Annotated in this window: 15 protein-coding genes; 8 read left to right on the plus strand and 7 right to left on the minus strand. The window is 73.7% G+C overall.

The genetic code is table 11. The features are described 5' to 3' along the window. Positions 1-31: 31 nt before the first annotated feature. From FXF65_RS08910 to kamD, 5 genes are all read right to left on the minus strand, one after another. Positions 32-778, minus strand: a complete 747-nt coding sequence (locus tag FXF65_RS08910) for a polyprenol monophosphomannose synthase (protein WP_148349228.1) — start codon at positions 776-778, stop codon at positions 32-34. 5 nt (positions 779-783) lie between these two features. Then, complete coding sequence (gene lnt / locus FXF65_RS08915) at positions 784-2,511, minus strand: apolipoprotein N-acyltransferase (RefSeq protein WP_246198436.1); 1,728 nt, start codon at positions 2,509-2,511, stop codon at positions 784-786. Positions 2,512-3,105: 594 nt separating this feature from the next. Further along, the gene (gene kal, locus FXF65_RS08920; RefSeq protein WP_148349229.1) at positions 3,106-3,513 is read right to left on the minus strand and encodes a 3-aminobutyryl-CoA ammonia lyase; all 408 of its coding nucleotides are present in this window, start codon (positions 3,511-3,513) and stop codon (positions 3,106-3,108) included. Further along, positions 3,510-4,370 carry a lysine 5,6-aminomutase subunit beta gene (gene kamE, locus FXF65_RS08925; RefSeq protein ID WP_148349230.1) on the minus strand — a complete coding sequence of 287 codons (861 nt, stop codon included), beginning with the start codon at positions 4,368-4,370 and terminating at the stop codon, positions 3,510-3,512. The genes kal and kamE overlap by 4 nt, the downstream gene beginning before the upstream one ends. Further along, complete coding sequence (kamD, locus tag FXF65_RS08930) at positions 4,367-5,995, minus strand: lysine 5,6-aminomutase subunit alpha (protein WP_148349231.1); 1,629 nt, start codon at positions 5,993-5,995, stop codon at positions 4,367-4,369. Before kamD ends, kamE begins: the two co-directional genes overlap by 4 nt. A gap of 291 nt (positions 5,996-6,286) precedes the next feature. Between kamD and FXF65_RS08935 the strand changes: the two genes are divergently transcribed. Together FXF65_RS08935 and FXF65_RS08940 are read left to right on the plus strand one after the other, a co-directional pair. Continuing rightward, the gene (locus FXF65_RS08935) at positions 6,287-7,054 is read left to right on the plus strand and encodes a bestrophin-like domain (protein WP_148349232.1); all 768 of its coding nucleotides are present in this window, start codon (positions 6,287-6,289) and stop codon (positions 7,052-7,054) included. Between the two features lie 2 nt (positions 7,055-7,056). After that, positions 7,057-7,713: a hypothetical protein gene (locus FXF65_RS08940; protein WP_148349233.1), complete on the plus strand. Its 657-nt coding sequence runs from the start codon at positions 7,057-7,059 to the stop codon at positions 7,711-7,713. Positions 7,714-7,799: 86 nt separating this feature from the next. On the opposite strand, the gene FXF65_RS08945 is transcribed toward FXF65_RS08940, so the two are convergent. Together FXF65_RS08945 and kdd are read right to left on the minus strand one after the other, a co-directional pair. Continuing rightward, complete coding sequence (locus FXF65_RS08945) at positions 7,800-9,131, minus strand: DUF2252 domain-containing protein (RefSeq protein ID WP_148349234.1); 1,332 nt, start codon at positions 9,129-9,131, stop codon at positions 7,800-7,802. Positions 9,132-9,183: 52 nt separating this feature from the next. Next, entirely contained in the window at positions 9,184-10,272 is a 1,089-nt protein-coding gene (gene kdd / locus FXF65_RS08950) for an L-erythro-3,5-diaminohexanoate dehydrogenase (RefSeq protein WP_187412181.1), read from the minus strand. A gap of 137 nt (positions 10,273-10,409) precedes the next feature. Here kdd and FXF65_RS08955 point away from each other — a divergent pair, with 137 nt between their 5' ends. From FXF65_RS08955 to FXF65_RS08980, 6 genes are all read left to right on the plus strand, one after another. Beyond that, positions 10,410-11,795 (plus strand): KamA family radical SAM protein, encoded by a 1,386-nt coding sequence (locus FXF65_RS08955; RefSeq protein ID WP_148349235.1) that lies wholly within the window; start codon positions 10,410-10,412, stop codon positions 11,793-11,795. A gap of 83 nt (positions 11,796-11,878) precedes the next feature. Continuing rightward, entirely contained in the window at positions 11,879-13,063 is a 1,185-nt protein-coding gene (locus FXF65_RS08960; protein WP_148349236.1) for a cytochrome P450, read from the plus strand. A gap of 25 nt (positions 13,064-13,088) precedes the next feature. Then, on the plus strand, positions 13,089-14,168 hold the full coding sequence (locus tag FXF65_RS08965; RefSeq protein WP_148349237.1) for a DUF3616 domain-containing protein: 1,080 nt from the start codon (positions 13,089-13,091) through the stop codon (positions 14,166-14,168). A 62-nt stretch (positions 14,169-14,230) separates the two neighbouring features. Further along, positions 14,231-15,421: an acyl-CoA dehydrogenase family protein gene (locus tag FXF65_RS08970; protein ID WP_148349238.1), complete on the plus strand. Its 1,191-nt coding sequence runs from the start codon at positions 14,231-14,233 to the stop codon at positions 15,419-15,421. 178 nt (positions 15,422-15,599) lie between these two features. Next, the gene (locus tag FXF65_RS08975) at positions 15,600-16,139 is read left to right on the plus strand and encodes an FHA domain-containing protein (RefSeq protein WP_148349239.1); all 540 of its coding nucleotides are present in this window, start codon (positions 15,600-15,602) and stop codon (positions 16,137-16,139) included. 122 nt (positions 16,140-16,261) lie between these two features. Beyond that, positions 16,262-17,479 (plus strand): ROK family transcriptional regulator, encoded by a 1,218-nt coding sequence (locus FXF65_RS08980; protein WP_148349240.1) that lies wholly within the window; start codon positions 16,262-16,264, stop codon positions 17,477-17,479. Positions 17,480-17,498 lie beyond the last annotated feature (19 nt).

Consider the following 17,498-nt stretch of genomic DNA (forward strand, 5'->3'; position numbering starts at 1 on the left):
CCCCCGCCCTCGCGCGGCGGGGGCGGGACGGTCAGCGGGGCGGGCGGGAGCGTCCGAGGCGGTCGGCGACCCCCCACTGGGTGATGCGCAGCGCCGCCTCCGCCATCACGTCGCGGCTCATCTTGCTGGTGCCGTGGACGCGCTCGACGAACGTGATCGGCACCTCCACGACCCGCAGGCCCTGCCGCAGCGCCCGCAGCGCCAGGTCGATCTGGAAGCAGTAGCCGCGCGAGTCGACGCCCTCCAGGCCGATCTTCTCAAGGGTCGCGGCGCGGAACGCGCGGTAGCCGCCGGTCGCGTCGTGCAGCGGGATGCCGAGCATCAGCCGCGCGTAGGTGTTCGCTCCGCGCGACAGCGCCTCGCGGCGCTTCGGCCAGTTGAGCACCTCGCCGCCGGGCACCCAGCGGGCGCCGATGACGAGGTCGGCGTCCTCCAGCGCGGCGAGCAGCCGGGGCAGCTCCTCGGGCTGGTGGGAGCCGTCGGCGTCCATCTCGACCATGACGTCGTAGCCGCGCTCGGCCGCCCACCGGAAACCGGCGATGTAGGCGGGGCCGAGGCCGTCCTTGCCCGCCCGGTGCAGGACCTTGATCTGCTCGTCCGCGGCGGCCATCGCGTCGGCGACCTCACCGGTGCCGTCCGGGCTGGCGTCGTCGACGACCAGGACGTCCACCGCCGGGACGGCCGCGCGGACCCGGCCTGCGATGCGCTCGACGTTGTCCCGCTCGTTGTACGTCGGGATGATCACGAGCACCCGGCCGAGGTCGGCTGGGATCTCCATCGGCGTCAATTCTCCTCGTTCTTCCTGGCCGTCGCTCTGGATGCCGCCGCCGCCGCGCAGATCGCGCCGAGCCCGAGCGCGGTGAGCACCCATTCGGGAGCGGCCCCGACCCGGTCGGACAGGGTCCGGGACGTCCGCGCCGGGACGGCTGCGACCTGCAGGTCCGGGACGAACTCCCGGGACCGGTCGATCATCCGGCCGTCCGGGGCGACGATCGCGCTGATCCCGCTCGTCGCGGCAACCAAGATCGTACGGCCATGTTCGACCGCGCGCAGCCGGGACATCGCGATCTGCTGCGGCGGCAGGCTCGTCCGGCCGTAGGTGGCGTTGTTGGTCTGGACGACGAGGAGCTCGCCGCGCGCGACGTCGCGGACCTCCTTGTCGTAGGCGACCTCGAAGCAGATGACGTCGCCGACGTTCACCGGGCCGAGTTTCATCACGCCGGAGCGGGTGCCCTTGGCGAAGTCGCGCGGGATCTGGTTGAACCGCGTGATCAGCTTGGTGAGGACGTCGCGGAACGGCAGGTACTCCCCGAACGGGACGGGGTGCCGCTTGACGTAGTAGTCGCCCGGGCCGGTGCGCGGGTCCCAGACGATGCCGCGGTTCTCGACCCTCTTGCCGTCGGGGGTGTCGGTGAGCGCGCCGACGAGGACGGGCACGCCGATGTCGCGGACGGCGCCGTCGATCGCGTTGTAGGCGTCTGGCTCGGAGTAGGGGTCGAGGTCGCTGGCGTTCTCGGGCCACACGACCAGTTCGGGCTTCGGCAGGCTTCCCGCGCGGACCTTCGCGGCCAGCTCGTGCGTGACGCGGACGTGGTTGTTCAGGACGGCCTGGCGCTGGCCGAGGTAGTCGAGCCCGAGGCGCGGCACGTTGCCCTGAACGACGGCGACGGTCACCGGCCGTCCGGACGCGGGGGTGGGGATCAGCGTCCCGCCCGCGGCGAGCGCGGCGACGGCGGCGAGCGCGCCCGCGGCCGGGACGAACGCCCGCCGCGACGGCCGCGCGTCCGGCCCCTCCGGCTTGGCCTCTCCGTCCGGCGTGTCCGGTTCCTCCGGGGCGTCCGGCGCGGGAGTGGAACGGGCCGTGTAAGCGGTGTAGCCGGTGAGCGCGGCGTAGGCGAGGAGGCCGCCGATCAGGGCGGTGAGGAAGGTGACCAGGGGCGCGCCGCCGTAGGAGGCGTAGGGCGTCAGCGGCGTCGCGGTCTGGCTGAACGCCAGCCGCGCCCACGGGAACCCGCCGAACGGGACGTGCCCGCGCAGCAGCTCCTCGCCGACCCACAGCGCGGCCGTCCACACCGGCCAGCCGCGCAGCCGGGTCACCAGCGATATCCCGGCGCCGAGCGGCAGGAAGTACGCCGCCTGGACGAGGCTGAGGACGATCCAGCCGTCCGGGCCGACCGCGGAGATCCCCTCCAGGACGGGCAGGAAGAACCCGGCTCCGGCGACGAACCCGAGCCATGCCCCGGTGCGGGGCGCCCGCCCGCGCAGGGCGAGGATGAGCAGCGCGACGCCGACGGGGGCGAGCGGGGTGAGGTCGAGGGGCGGGAACGCGGGCCACATGACGAGCCCGGCGGCGAGGGCGAGCAGGGTGCGGGGCCAGCCCGCGCGGCCGCCGGCGCGGACGCCGCGGCGCAGCCGGGCGAGGCGGCCGGGGCGCGCGTCGGGACCGGGCTCGCCGGGGGCCCCGTCGGGGCCTCGCGCGGGCGGCCGGTCCGGGAGGGTCTCCTGCGCCACGTCCCCACCTCGTTCGTTCGATCCTGCTGGGAACGCTACCGGGCCGGGACCACCGGGGCGACCGACTCACAGACCCGGCATAGCTCGCACCGGCGGTGCGGGGGCGCGGGGACGCGGGGGCGAGGTGGGGGCGTGGACACGGAAGAGGGCCCGCGACATCCATCGGGCCGGAGTCGTCCCACAGGCGGTGAGAGCGAGGCTCCGTTTTCTACTGGATGTCCGGGCCCTTCCCGGGTCCAACCCCCCGCGCGATCGGGCGGCTCCGCCCCGGGACGCGGCACCGGAGCACCGCACTGGCTCAGGCGGGCGCGGCGTGCGACCACTGGCGTGATCCCCGTCCCCGTCGTGGCGCGGTACCCGGCGGCGCCTCGGGCGGCCGATCGGTGAGTCCCGTGCTGGACTGCTGCAAAACTACCGGCTTCCGCCACCTTGTCAACCGCCCGGTGCCCTGCGGCTACCCAGGTTTTCCCAGCTCAGCACCATGATCGGAGGGTTCGGTGATTTCCCCGGCGGGACGCGCCGATCATGCCGTCCCGGGCGTGTCGGATCCCGCCGCCGACACGCCCGGCGTGCCGGGCTCAGGACGTGCCGGGCTCAGGACGCGTCGGCCGCGGGCGGGGCGGAGACGACGACGGTGCCGGACGCGGTGACCGCGACGACCGGCTCCGCCAGCACCTCGGCGGCCGACTCGCCCCGGTCGGGACGTCCCCGGCACACCACGCGGGCCTCGAACTCCATGGCGCGGCTGCGGGTCCCGGCGCGGACGAGGACGGCGGTGGCCTCCAGCACGTCCCCGGCCCGGACCGGGGCGCGGAACTGCACGTCGGAGTAGGACGCGAACAGCCCCTCGTCGCCGTCGGTGCGGACGCACAGCTCGGTCGCGACGTCCCCGAACAGGCCGAGCACGTAGGCGCCGTCGACCAGGTCACCGGCGTAGTGGGCGTGGGAGTAGGGGATGTACCGGCGGTGCGTGACGGCCAGCCCGACGCGCGGGTCGCTCATTCGTCCTCCTCGTTGGGCGGGTTCTCATCGGGAGCGGTCGTCTCGCCGGGCAGCAGGGCGTGGACGAGGTAGCTGGCCACTTCGGCGGGCGTGGTGCCCTTGCCGAAGATGCGGTCGACGCCGAGGTCGTCCTCGGTGACGGTGTCGAAGCGGGGGCCGCCGACGACGAGCAGGGGGCGTCCCATGCCGCCCGCGACGGCGGTCGGGTACTCGGCGTGGAACGCGGCGGCCATCTGCTTGGTGTTGTGCAGGTGCGCGTTGCGCTGGGTGACGACCTGGGAGACCAGGACGGCGTCGGCGTCCTCGGCCTTGGCGCGCTCCACCAGCTCGGCGACGGTGACCTGGGCGCCCATGTTCACGACCTGGATCTCGCGGTAGTACTCCAGGCCCTTCTCCCCCGCGAACCCCTTGACGTTGAGGATCGCGTCGATCCCGACGGTGTGGGCGTCGGTGCCGATGCACGCGCCGACGACGACGAGCCGCCGGTTCAGCGCCCGCCGGATCGCCTGGTTCACCTCCTGCGAGGTCAGCAGCGGGTAGGCGCGCTCCTCCGGGACGGGGATGGAGGCGTAGTCGATCAGGTGCCGCACCTTCCCGTACACGATGAAGAACGTGAAGTCGGGGCCCATCGGCTTGGCGTGGACGACGCTGGCCGGGTCCAGGCCCATCTTCGCGGCGAGCTGCAGGGCGGCGGCGTCGGCGCGCTTGCCCGCCGGGACGGGCAGGGTGAACGACATCTGCACCATGCCGTCGCCGGTGGTGTCGCCGTAGGGGCGGATCACCTGCCGGGTGTCGGCGGGTTCGGTGGGCGTGGCGGGCGGGGCGTCGGTCCCGGTCCCGTGGGCGGGGGTCGTCATGCGGGCACCTCCTGCTCGGCGGCGTCGGCGGCGGGACGGGCGGCGTGCGGGTCCTCGGTGTCGAGGATCTCGATCGCGGGGTTGACGTAGCCGTCGGCGCGCTGGACGACGCCGTCCAGGCCCTTGCCGCCGTCGGGCGGGCGGCGGGTCACGCCGAAGGTCCCCTCGGCGATGGCGGCGAGGAGCCCGTCGTCGGCGACGCGCTCCAGCAGCTCGACCGACTCGGCGAGGACCTGCTTGGCGCGCTGGACGAGCATGCCGTCCGGGCGGGGCATGAAGTCCTCGGCGAGGTCCCCGCAGGCGTCGCGGACGTAGCGGACGTTCTCCAGCGCCAGGTCGCGGTCCGACAGCCAGGGGGTGTGGATGCCCTCGGTCATCATCCCGATCAGGATGATCGACTGCCCGGTCATGACCCCGGCGAGGTTGAAGAAGGCGTCCAGCAGGTACCCGGCGAAGATGTTGCCGGTCATGTGCTTGGTCGGCGGCATGTACTTCAGCGGCGCGCCTGGGAACAGCTCGCGGACGAGCTGCGCGTGCGCGAGCTCCAGCCGGAACGACCCGGGGATCGACGGGTCGATCTCGAAGGCGTGCCCGAGGCCGAGCTGGGCGTCGGTGAGCCCCGCCTCGTGCCCGAACCGCTCGTTGAGGAGCTGGCTGACGACGACGGTGTGCGCGGCGTCGACCGCGTCGGCTGTGGTGAGGTAGTTGTCCTCGCCGGTGTTGATGACGATGCCGGCGCGGGCGTGGATCTGCCGGGAGAACCGCTGGTCGATGAACGTCCGGCGGGGGTTGATGTCGCGGAAGATGATGCCGTACATGCAGTCGTTGAGCATCATGTCCAGGCGCTCCAGCCCGGCGAGCGTCGCGATCTCCGGCATGCACAGCCCGGACGCGTAGTTGGTCAGCCGCACGTACCGGCCGAGCTCGCGGGACACGTCGTCGAGCGCGGCGCGCATCAGCCGGAAGTTCTCGCGGGTGGCGTAGGTGCCCGCGTAGCCCTCGCGGGTGGCGCCCTCGGGGACGAAGTCCAGCAGCGACTGCCCGGTGGAGCGGATCACCGCGACGACGTCGGCCCCTTCGCGGGCGGCGGCCTGCGCCTGCGGGACGTCCTCGTAGATGTCGCCGGTCGCCACGATCAGGTAGACGAGCGGCCGCGGCGGGTCGGCCATGTCGGGGGTGGGCAGCTCGGCGAGCAGCGCGTCGCGCTCGGCGCGGCGGCGGTCGACGCGGGCCATGCCCGCGCGGGCCGCCCGCTCCGCCGCCGCGCGGGCGCGGTCGGCGTCGGCGCCGGACGGCAGCCGGAACGACACCCGGCCGCGCGCGGCGGCCCCGGCCAGGTCGGCGAGGGTGGCGTGCGGGCCGGTGAGCAGGGCGTCCCAGACCGGCAGCGCCACGCCGTGCTCCAGGCCGACCTGGTCGCGGACGGCGTCGGCGAGGTGGTTGACCCAGGGGCGTCCCCCGTCGTCGGCGCCGCCGAGCCCGGCGAGGCGGAGCAGGGCGCGCTCGACCGACACGGTCGTGTGGGTGCGCGCCATATCGATGATCGGCTCGGCGGCGCGGGCGGCCAGCCGCCGGGCGGCGCGCACCGTCTCCGGGTCGAGGTCCAGCTTTCCCTGCGGCGCCATCGCCGCCTCCCCTCGCCGGCCGGTCGTGGCCGCACCGGCCCGTCGTGTCAATCGTCCTTCATGTCGGGTTCTCTACGGGAGATCTTCCGGTATCAACACCGTATTTCACAAGAACTACCGAAAAACCCTCGCGTCCCGGAGCCGAAGCCGCGCCGGGGGCCACACCCATCTTCCCCGGCCGACCGGTCAGCTCACCCCAAGGTGACGACCACGGCATACCCATCAGTAGCGACTTTCCGTAAATCTACAATCACCCGAAGTAAGCGCCGATCCGCACATCTGGGGAGGGGCATGTTCATTTACTTTGGCGCCGCGATCTGCGCGATCGCGGTGGTGATCGTGGCGAGCCGACTCGTCCGCCGGACCCGCGCCGTGGAGGACCCCGACCCCGACGGGCCCACCACCGGGCACGCCGGCGCGATGCTGTCCGCGCTGTTCCTGCTGGCGTTCGCCATCGCGATCGTCGTGCCGTGGACGACGTCCGACGCCGCCCGCACCAACACCTACACCGAGAGCCAGTCGATCTCCGAGGCGTACTGGGCGGCGGGACGGCTGCCCGCGCCCGCCGGGCCGCACGTCCAGGCCGAACTGCGCGGCTACGTCGACCTCGTCCGCGGCCCCGAGTGGCGGGAGATGCGCGACCACGCCGAACTCACCGCGCGCGGCTGGGCGGTCCTGGACGGGCTGCGCCGCGAGGTCCTCGCGATCAAGGCCGACACCGACGAGATGAAGGACGCCCGCGGCGCCCTCCTCGACCGGCTCGCCGAGATCTCCGCCGCGCGGCGGCAGCGCGCCGCCGACGCCGCGACCGAGCCGCCCACCGGGCTGCTCGCCGTCACCGTCCTCACCGGGATCGTCGTCGTGCTGCTGCCGTTCCTCGCGGGCGCCCGCCCGCGCGGGATGACGCTGGTGCCGCTGGCGCTGATGGCGGCGCTGCTCGCGGCCGGGACCTACCTGACGATCGACATCATGCACGTGTTCAGCGGCGCCCTCGCCGTCGGGCCGGACGCGTTCACGGCCTTGAACGCCGATCTGCAGCGCATCGCGGGAGGTGGCTGACCGTGCGCCGCAGCACCCGCCCGCGGGTCCGCCGCCTGCGGGGCGCGGGACGGGCCGCGTCCGTGCTGGCCGTCGCGGTCGGCGGCGTGCTGGCGGCCGCGCCGGGCGCGCTCGCCGCCGGGCCCGGTCCCGACCCGGACCCGCCCGGGCTCGTGCTCCCGCATCCCCACATCAGCCTGTGCATCGACCTGCAGATCGGCCACGGCGGGGGAAACGGCGGCTGCGTCCCGCACCCGCCGCCCTGCCCTCCCCCGCACTGGCCCCCGCACCCCGTTCCCCCGCATCCGATCCCGCCGCACCCCATCCCGCCGGTGCCGACACCCCCGGTGCCGACACCGCCCGAACCAACACCGCCAGCGCCGACCGTGAAACCGCCGCCACCGCCGACGGTCGCGCCACCCAAGCCGCCACCGCCGCCCGCGACCCACCCGCCGGTCAAGCCCCGTCCCCAGACCGTGGCGCCCGTCCCGCCGCCGCCGCGCACGCCGCCGTCTTCTCGGCCGCGGCCGCCCGCCAAGGCGACGCCCGCCCCGGCCCACACGGCGGCCCGCGCGTTCCACAAACAGCCGAAGCGCCCCGACCCGCTGAGCACGTCGCTGGTCGTGGCGGTCCTCGCCATCGTGATCAGCGCGGGCGCGGCGATCGCCTTCGCCCGCTGACCCGGCCGCGGCCGGGCGCGGGGGTCGTGCCCTGTGACGTCAACGTCCAGGTGCGGCTCGACCCGCGCACCGGCCGCGCCGACCGCCTACAGGCCCGAGACCTGGTGATTTCTGAAAGCGTCCACGAAATATTCGTGGTCGTCGCGGACGATCTCGGCGTAGCTCGTGCCGAACGCGACCATCGCCTCGACGAACGCGGTCTCGTCGGGGCCGATCACCGCGTCGATGGCGTCCTCGACCTGGAAGCCGACCAGGGTGTGGTCCGAGTCGGTGTCGGACACGCAGTGCACCTTCGCGGTGGCGCGGCCGAGGTCGTCCAGGACCGACAGCATCTCGTCGGGCTCGGTGAGACCGCTCCAGTCGAGGTCCTCCTCGTAGGGCGACAGCTCCTGGACGACGAACCCCACCCCGTCGATCTGGGTGTGCCCGAGCCACGGGTCGCTGTTGGCCTGCAGCGCACGCCGCGACACCGCCGTCCGGTGCCCGTGGTGCTTGAAGTACTCGCGGATCCGCGCGTCGTCGACGACGCGGCTCGGCGCGGCGACGTTGCCCTGCTTCATCGACAGGATGACGTCGTTCTCCAGTGCCTGCGTGTTGCCCTCGACCAGGATGTTGTAGGCCGACAGCCCGGCCGACCCGATCCCGAACCCGGACGCGCCGACGATGTCCTTGACCCCGTAGGTGAGGCTGCCGAACCGCTTCTCCGCCGGGATCGTCGTCAGGTACTCGTGGTAGGCGGCCTCGACCTTGGCGCGCTCGGCCGCGTCCAGGCGGCGGACGCCGGAGCGGTCGCGGAACCGGCGGTCGGGGCCGTCCACGACCGTCATGCCCTGCAGCAGCCCGATGCGGGTGCCGCCCATCGCGGCGACGAGGACGTCCCGGACGTACCCGTCGGTCGTGTCGAGCGTCAGCGCGAACCGCTCGTCGCCGTCGTGCGCCGCGAACCTGCGGACCTGGTCGACGTAGGCGCGCACGTACGTCTCGATCAGCCGCCGGATGTCGGCGTCGGAGATCGCCTTCTGCCAGGCCAGCAGCGCCAGGCTCGCGACGAGGCGCTTGACGTCCCAGGTGAAGTGCCCGACGTACGCCTCGTCGTAGTCGTTGACGTCGAACACGAACACGCCGTCGTCGTTCATGTAGGTGCCGAAGTTCTGCGCGTGCAGGTCGCCCTGGATCCACACGCGGGACGTGCGCTCGTCGGCCCACGGGTCGTCGTCGTGGACGATGTCGGCGTAGAACAGGCACGCGCTGCCCCGGTAGAACGCGAACGGGTCGGAGGCCATCTTGCGGAACCGGCGGCGGAACTCGGCGGGGCTGCGCTCCATCAGGTCCGAGAACGCGTCGACCAGGACGTCGACGATCTGCGCCTGGCGTTCCTTCGCGTCCCGCCCGCGCAGCTCCTCGGTGATGCTCCCCATGCCGTCTCCCTCGATGTCCGGGTGCTCCCGCCCGCTTCCGGGGCGTTCCCGGTCATTGTGCCGAATCGGACCCCGTCCGGGCGGTGAACAACGCGCGAATCGCGGGCTCGGTCCGCACCAGGTCGAGCGCCGTCTCGGCGTGCCCGGGCACGTACCCGTTGCCGATGAGCATCGTGACGTCGGCGGCGAGGCCCTCCGCGCCGAGCGCGGCGGCGGGGAACGACGTCGCCATCGAGAAGAACACCACGACGCCGCCGGGTGCGGTCGCGAGGATCGCGCCGTGCTCGCAGCCGGGGACGTCCACGCATACGACGGTGACGTCCACCGGCTCCCCGACCGCCGCGGCGACCGCGACCGGGTCGCGGGCGTCGGCGCGGACGACGGCGTCGGCGAGGCCGGTCCCGGCCAGCAGCTCCTCCTCCGCCTCGGACGGAACCAGCCCGATCACCCGCGACGCCCCGGCCCGCCGCGCCGCCGCCATCGCCAGGGAGCCGCTCTTCCCGGCCGCGCCCAGCACCGCCACCACCGGCGCCTCCTCCCGGGACGCGACGACGCGGGCGGTCAAGGCGGGCGCGCCGCACACGTCCATGACCGCGAGGGCCAGCGGGACGGGCAGGTCGTCCGGCAGCACGGCGGCGATCGACCGGGCGAACAGGATCGCGTGGCCCTCGGCGGGCACCTGCTCCGACAGCCCGTCCCAGCGGGCGAGCCCGTCGGTGATCGCCAGCGGCGTCAGCGTGAGCGACACGAGCGTCGCGATCCGGTCACCGGGTTTCAGCCCGAGGGGCGACTCCGGGCCCGCCTCGGCGACGGCGCCGACCAGCATGCCGCCCGACCCGGTGACCGGATTGTGCATCTTGCCGCGCTCGGCGACGATCCGCAGCACCTCGGCGCGGACCGCGTCCGGGTCGCCGCCGTGCGCGGTCCGCAACTGCCGGAAGGACGCGGCGTCCAGGTTGAGCCGCTCGACGGCCACGCGCACCTCGTCCGGGCGGATCCGCGGGTCGGCGTCCAGCCGCTGCGCCGCCTGCGGCAGCACCCCCGCGGGCTCCAGCACCCGGTGCAGCCCCACCGCCGTGCCCGCGTCCGTCCCCACCGCCCCCGTGCCCGCCGCGGTGCCCGTGCCGCCGCCGTCGCTCATCGCGCCTCCCGCCCTCGACCGGATGTGTTTCCGTAAGATGTACCGGGTACCACTGGTTTCATCGAAAGTCTTCCCGTAATGTCGGCTCCGTACAAGAGTTTTATGCGAACACCCGTGAGGCGAGGAGGCGGTCGACGATGACCACTGCCCTGCATCCGGAGCCGGGCCGCGGGGCCCGGTCCGCCGAGACCGCCCAGCCGTACGAGTACCGGCGCCGGCCCCTGGAGGAGCCGGACTGGCGGCGCCTGCCCGGCTGGCGCGACGTCACCCGCGAGGAGTGGGAGTCCGCGCAGTGGCAGCGTGCCCACTGCGTGAAGAACCTGCGCCAGCTCCGCTCGGTCATGGGCGGCCTGCTCGACGAGTCCTTCTACGCCGACCTGGAACGTGACCAGGCCGAACGCGCCACCATGTCGATGCTGCTGCCCCCGCAGATGCTCAACACGATGGACACCTCCTCCACCGGCGCCTTCTACGCCGACCCCGTCCGGCGCTACATGCTTCCGGTGTTCAGCGACCGGCGCGCCGACTGGCCCTCCCACCCGCTCGCCGAGCGCGACTCGCTGCACGAGGCCGAGATGTGGGCCGTCGAGGGCCTCACGCACCGCTACCCCACCAAGGTCCTGGCGGAGATTCTGCCGACGTGCCCGCAGTACTGCGGGCACTGCACCCGCATGGACCTCGTCGGCAACTCCACCCCGAACGTCGACAAGCACAAGTTCACCGTCAAGCCGCCGGACCGGCTCGGCGCCATGCTCGACTACCTGCGCCGCACGCCCGGCGTCCGCGACGTGGTCGTGTCCGGCGGCGACGTCGCCAACATGCCCTGGCCCCGGCTGGAGTCGTTCGTCAGCGACCTGCTCGACATCGACAACATCCGCGACATCCGCCTCGCCAGCAAGGCGCTCATGGGCCTGCCGCAGCACTGGCTGCAGGACGAGGTCCGCGCGGGCATGGAGCGCCTCGCCACCAAGGCCCGCGAGCGCGGCGCGCAGATCGCGATCCACACCCACGTCAACGCCGCCGGCTCGGTGACGCCGCTCGTCGCGAAGGCGGCGCGGGCGATGCTCGACACCGGCGTCCGCGACGTCCGGAACCAGGGCGTGCTGCTGCGCGGCGTGAACGACTCCCCCGCCGCGCTGCTCGACCTGTCGTTCGCGCTGCTCGACGAGGCCGGGATCATGCCCTACTACCTGTACATGTGCGACATGATCCCCTACAGCGAGCACTGGCGCCTCGCCGTCTGGGAGGCGCAGGAGCTGCAGCACGCGATCATGGGCTACCTCCCCGGCTTCGCCACCCCGCGGATCGTCTGCGACGTCCCCTACGTCGGCAAACGCTGGGTGCACCAGCTCGCCGACTACGACCGCGAGCGCGGGATCTCCTACTGGACGAAGAACTACCGCACCGCCCTGGAGGCGTCCGACCCCGACGCGCTGACCCGGCGGTACGAGTACCACGACCCGATCTACACGCTGCCGGAGCGGGGCCGGGAATGGTGGCGGCGGCAGGCCGACGCCGCCTGACCGGTCGCGCCGCGTCTGATCCGTCGCACCGCCCGACGCCTTTACGTTGTAGATCATTAGCAGGGCGATCTATGCTCGGACGGATGACGACCGACCTGACCTCCCGTTTCCCGCTCGGCGCCGCCGTCACGACGGCCGAACTGGACGACGACCCGCATCCGCGCCTCGCGCGGCTGCGGGAGCGCGAGCCAGTCTCCTGGCTCCCCGCGCTCGGCGGCTGGCTGGTCACCGCCCGCGACCCGGCGCAGCGGGTGCTGCGCGACGCCGCCGCGTTCACCGTGGACGACCCGCGCTTCTCCACCGCGCAGGTCGTCGGGCCGAGCATGCTGTCGCTGGACGGACCCGTCCACACCCGGCACCGCGACCCGTTCGCCCGCCCGTTCCGGCCCGCGCCGACGCGGGAGCGGTTCACCGCGTTCGTCGCGGCCGAGGTCGACCGGCTCGTCGCCGGGATCGCGCCCGCCGGGCGGGCCGAGCTGCGCGGCGACGTCGCCGGTCCGCTCGCCGTCGCGGTCGTCGCCGAGGCCCTCGGGCTGGACGGCGTGGACGCGGCGACCGTCCGCTCCTGGTACGGCGCGTTCGTCGACGCCGTGTCCGCGATCACGGCGGGCGGCGCCGCGCCGACCGCGGCGGGCGAGGCGTACCGGCTGCTCACCGCCGCGGTCGAGGACGCGATCCGGGCGTCCCGTCCCGGCTCGCTGCTGGCCGGGGCGGCGCGGGACGAGGCCGGGCTGACCACCGCCGAGGTCGTCGCGAACGCCGCGATCCTGATGTTCGGCGGCATCGACACCACCGAGGGGATGATCGCCAACGCGGCGATGCACCTGCTCGGCCACCCCGGCCAGCTCGAACTCGTCCGCGAGGACCCCGGACTGCTGGACGCCGCGATCGAGGAGTCGCTGCGGCTGGAGCCGTCCGCGTCGGTCGTCGACCGGTACGCCACCCGCGACGCCGCCCTCGAAGGGGCGCGGATCCGCGAGGGCGACCTGGTGCGGGTGTCGATCGCGGGGGCCAACCGCGACCCGTCCGTCTTCCCCGACCCCGACCGCTTCGACGTGCGGCGGAGCAACGCCGCCGACCACCTGGCGTTCGCGCGCGGCCCGCACTTCTGCTTCGGCGCCCACCTCGCCCGGCTGGAGGCGCACACCGCGCTCGCCGCGCTGCTGGAGCGGCTGCCGGGGCTGCGGCTCGACCCGTCGCGTCCGGCCCGGCCGCGGGGACTGGTGTTCCGCAAGCCGCCCCACCTGCACGTCCAGTGGGACGCCTGAGCCCCGTATATGGGAGCATTTCCCAATGATCGTGGAACGCCGGGTCGAGCTGCGCTTCGGGTGGGAAAGCCGTGAGGCCGAGACGCACACCAACCTGTCCGCCGTCCGCCAGGACGGACGCTGCCTGTGGGTCGCGGGGGACGAGACCGCCACCATCGAGCGGCTGACCGCCGAGCTCGACGGCGACGGGCGGGTGACCGGCTACGCGGCGCAGGAGACCGTCGCGCTCGCCGACCTCGTCCCGCTGCCCGCCGGGCCGGACGAGGAGGCCGACATCGAGGGCCTCGCCCGCGCCAACGGCTGGCTGTGGGCGATCGGCTCGCACAGCCTCAAGCGCAAGAAGATCAAGCCGGGGCAGCGCGACGCGAAGGCGCGCAAGCGGCTCGCCACCGTCGTCCGCGAGGACAACCGCTTCGTCCTCGTGCGGCTGCCGCTGGCGACCGGCGCGGACGGGCTGCCGCACGTCGTCCGCGAGGACGGCGGGCGCACCGCCGCCGTCCTCGGCCTCGACAAGGACTCGATCACCGACCTGCTCGACGACGACCCGCACCTCGCGCCGTTCCTGTCCATCCCGAGCAAGGACAACGGCATCGACATCGAGGGCGTCGCCGCACACGGCGACCGCCTCTACATCGGGCTGCGCGGCCCGGTGCTGCGCGGCTGGGCGGTGCTGGTCGAGATCCGCCCGGACACCCACCCCGACGACCCGCGCCGCCTCCGCCTGCTGCCCGTCGGCGACGGCGGCGACCGCTACCGCACGCACTTCCTCGACCTCGGCGGCCTCGGCATCCGCGACCTGTGCCCGCACGGCGACGACCTGCTCGTCCTCACCGGTCCCAGCATGGACCTGGACGGGCCGGTAAGGCTCGTCCGCTGGCCGGGCGCCGCCGAGGCGGACGCGGCGGAGATCGTCACCGCGGACGAGCTGGAGGTGCTCGGCGAACTCCCCTACGGCGACGGCGACGACCACGCCGAGGGCATCGCCGTCCTGGACGAGCCCGGCGCGCCCGGCACCCGCCTGCTCGTCGTGTACGACAGCCCGTCCCCAGACCGGCTCACCGACCGGGGCGGGGTCGTCGCCGACGTGGTCCGACTCCCCGAGTAAGCGCTCGCTTTCGTCTTCTGCTTGGATGGTCCCGCAGGCATCCGGCGGAGGGCGGGACGAGCATGATCGAGTGGTCCGACGAAGACCTGATGATCCGGGACGCGGTGCGCGGCTGGATCGACGCCGAGGTCAGGCCGAACCTGGACGCGCTGGAGTCCGGCGACCTGCCCCCGTACGACCTGCTGCGCGACCTCTACAAGACGTTCGGGATGGACGAGGTGGCCCGCTCGTCCTTCCGGTCCCGCACGCAGAAGGACGCGGACGCCGGGGAGCGGACGGGCGGCGGCAGCGCGGCGATGACGATGATCCCCGTCATCGAGCTGTGCCGGGTCGCGCCCGGCCTGGTCGCGGCGATGGGCGTCGGCCTCGGCCTCGCCGCCGGAACGATCATGAAGCGCGGCACGCCCGAGCAGCGGGAGCGCTGGGCCCTCCCGCTGCTCACCATGGAGAAGATCGGCGCGTGGGCGATCACCGAGCCGAACTCCGGGTCGGACGCCTTCGGCGGCATGCAGGCCACCGCGCGCAAGGTCGGCGACGAGTACGTCATCAACGGTGCCAAGACGTTCATCACCAACGGCCCTTACGCCGACACCATCGTCTTCTACTGCAAACTCGACGACGGGCGCGCCCCGCGCGACCGGGAGATCCTCACGTTCGTCCTGGACAAGGGCATGCCGGGCCTGGAGCAGAGCCGGCCGCTGCGCAAGATGGGCCTGCACTCCTCCCCCACCGGCGAGCTGTCGCTCACCGACGTCCGCGCGGGCGCCGACCGGCTCCTCGCGGCGGGCGAGGGCGGCGGCCGGGAGTCGGCGCGGCAGAACTTCGTCACCGAGCGCGCGGGCGTCGCGGCGATGGCGCTCGGCGTCATCGAGGAGTGCCTGCACCTGTCCGTCGAGTACGCGAAGGCGCGCGAGCTGTGGGGGCAGCGGATCGGCGACTTCCAGCTCATCCAGCTCAAGCTCGCCAAGATGGAGGTCGCGCGGCTGAACGTCCAGAACCTGGTGTTCCGGCACATCGAGATGCAGCGGGCCGGGCGGACGCCCACGCTCGCCGAGGCGTCGGCGATGAAGCTGTACGCGGCGCAGGCCGCGAGCGAGGTCGCGCAGGAGGCCGTGCAGCTGTTCGGCGGCAACGGCTACATGAGCGAGTTCCGGGTCGAGCAGCTCGCCCGCGACGCCAAGTCCTTCCAGATCTACGCGGGCACCGACGAGATCCAGGTCACCCATATCGCCCGTGACCTGCTGTCGCGCTGAACCGTCCGGGAACCGGTCCGAGAGCCCCGTCCGGGCGGGCGTTTCGCGGCGAACACGCCGCGAACTTCCGGCGGCCGGGCCGCGTCGAAGAGGGGGAGGGTGGGTGAGGGCGATCGCCCACCCTCGTCTGACGGCCGCAGATGGACAAGCCGACGACGGGGACTGGATACTCAACGACATGGACGGTCAGCCCTCATTCCCGGTGAGAGCGTCCGACACCGAGCGGGACCGCGTGCTGCGGGCCCTGAGCGACCGCGTGGCCGAGGGCCGCATGTCGCACGAGACCTTCGAGCGGCGCGTCGACCAGGTCCTGCGCGCGCGCAGCCAGGCCGAGCTGGCCGACATCGTGCACGACCTGCCGTCCGGGAACCGGGTGCTGAACCGGCTGACCGGCATCGTGTCCTCGGTCTCGCAGGCCACCGCGCGGTTCGAGGCGGCCTGGCGGGCGCCGCGGCTGCCGCGCTTCACGCTGCCGCCGAAGGACCTCGGGCGCATCGTCGTCGGCCGCGCCCCGGCCTGCCAGTTCATCCTCACCGACCTGACCGTGTCGCGGTTCCACGCCGAGATCTACCGCGCGGACGAGGGGTGGATGATCTCCGACCTCGGGTCCATGAACGGGACGCGGGTCAACGGCTGGCGGCTGACCGGGCCCGCCCGCGTCCGTCCGGGCGACGAGGTCGGCTTCGGCAACTCCAGCTTCATCGTCGCCGCCCCCTGAGCACCGCCCCCCTGAGCACCGCCCCCCTGAGCACCGCGCCCTGCGAAGGTCTTGACGCATTCGTTAAGAGTCCTTACTTTCTCCTCCAAGTTAGGAAACCTTCTTAACGCGGAGGCGCCGCCGTGTCCACGCCCGTCCCCGGGACCCCGAGCCTGCTGCGGGCGATCAACGACCGCGCGGCGCTGGAGGCGCTGCTCGACCGGGGGCCGCTGACCCGGCCGCAGATCTCCGACCTCACCGGCATCTCCAAGCCGACCGCGTCGCAGCTGCTCGCCCGGCTGGAGGACGCCGGGCTCGTCGTCCGGGACGGCATCCGCGAGGGCCTCCCGGGACGCACCGCCGAGCTGTACCGCATCAACGGGTCCGCCGCGCACGTCGCGGGCGCCGACGTCACGCCCGCCCGGATCCGGGTCAGCGTCGCCGACCTCGCCGGGACGGTCGTCGGCGAGCACACCCTCCCGACGCCCGCCCGCACCGGCGTCGACGTCGTCGCCCGCATGGCCGCCGCCCTCGACGGCGCCGCCGCGGCCGCCGGGCTGGACCGCGCCGCCCTCGGCCTCGCCGTCATCGGCATCCAGGGCGCCGTCGACCCCGCCACCGGACGTCTCGGGTACGCGTCCCACATCCCCGGCTGGCACATCCCCGACCTGGTCGCGACGCTGAGCGACGGGCTCGGCGTGCGGGTCGCGATCGAGAACGACGTCAACCTCGCCGCGCTCGCCGAGCGCGCCGGCGGGCAGGCCGCGGGCGCGGGCGACTTCGTCCTGCTGTGGGTCGCCGACGGCGTCGGCATGGCCGTCGTGCTGAACGGCGCGCTGCACCGCGGCGCGACCGGCGGCGCGGGCGAGATCGGCTACATGCCCGCGATCGGCGCGCCGCTGATGCGGGACGTGCGCCGCACCCACACCGGCGGCGTGCACAGCCTCGTCGGCGGCCTCGCCGTGCTGAAGCTGATGCGCGAGCACGGCTTCCGCGGCCGCGACGCCGTCACCGCGCTCGGCCGCGCCGCCGCCGACGTGGGCGCGGCCGGGGCCCGCACCGCGACCGACGCGGGCGCCCGCGCCGAACGCGCCCTGACCGAGCTCGCGTCCCGGCTCGGCGTCACGCTCGCCACCGTGGTGGGCGTCCTCGACCCCGCCCTCGTCGTCCTGAACGGCGAGGTGCTGCGCGCCGGCGGTGAGCCGCTGCGCGCCCGCGTCGAGCAGCACCTGCACAGCCTGACGATCCCCCGTCCCGAGGTGCGGCTCAGCACCGTCCAGGGGAACCCGGTCCTGGCCGGGGCGCTCCAGCAGGCCCTCCGGGAGACCCGCGACGAGGTCTTCTCCAGCACCGTCCCCTGACGACCCCGGAAACCCCCAC

Origin of the sequence: Actinomadura syzygii (genome assembly GCF_008085905.1) — a bacterium.
Lineage (GTDB): Bacteria > Actinomycetota > Actinomycetes > Streptosporangiales > Streptosporangiaceae > Spirillospora > Spirillospora syzygii.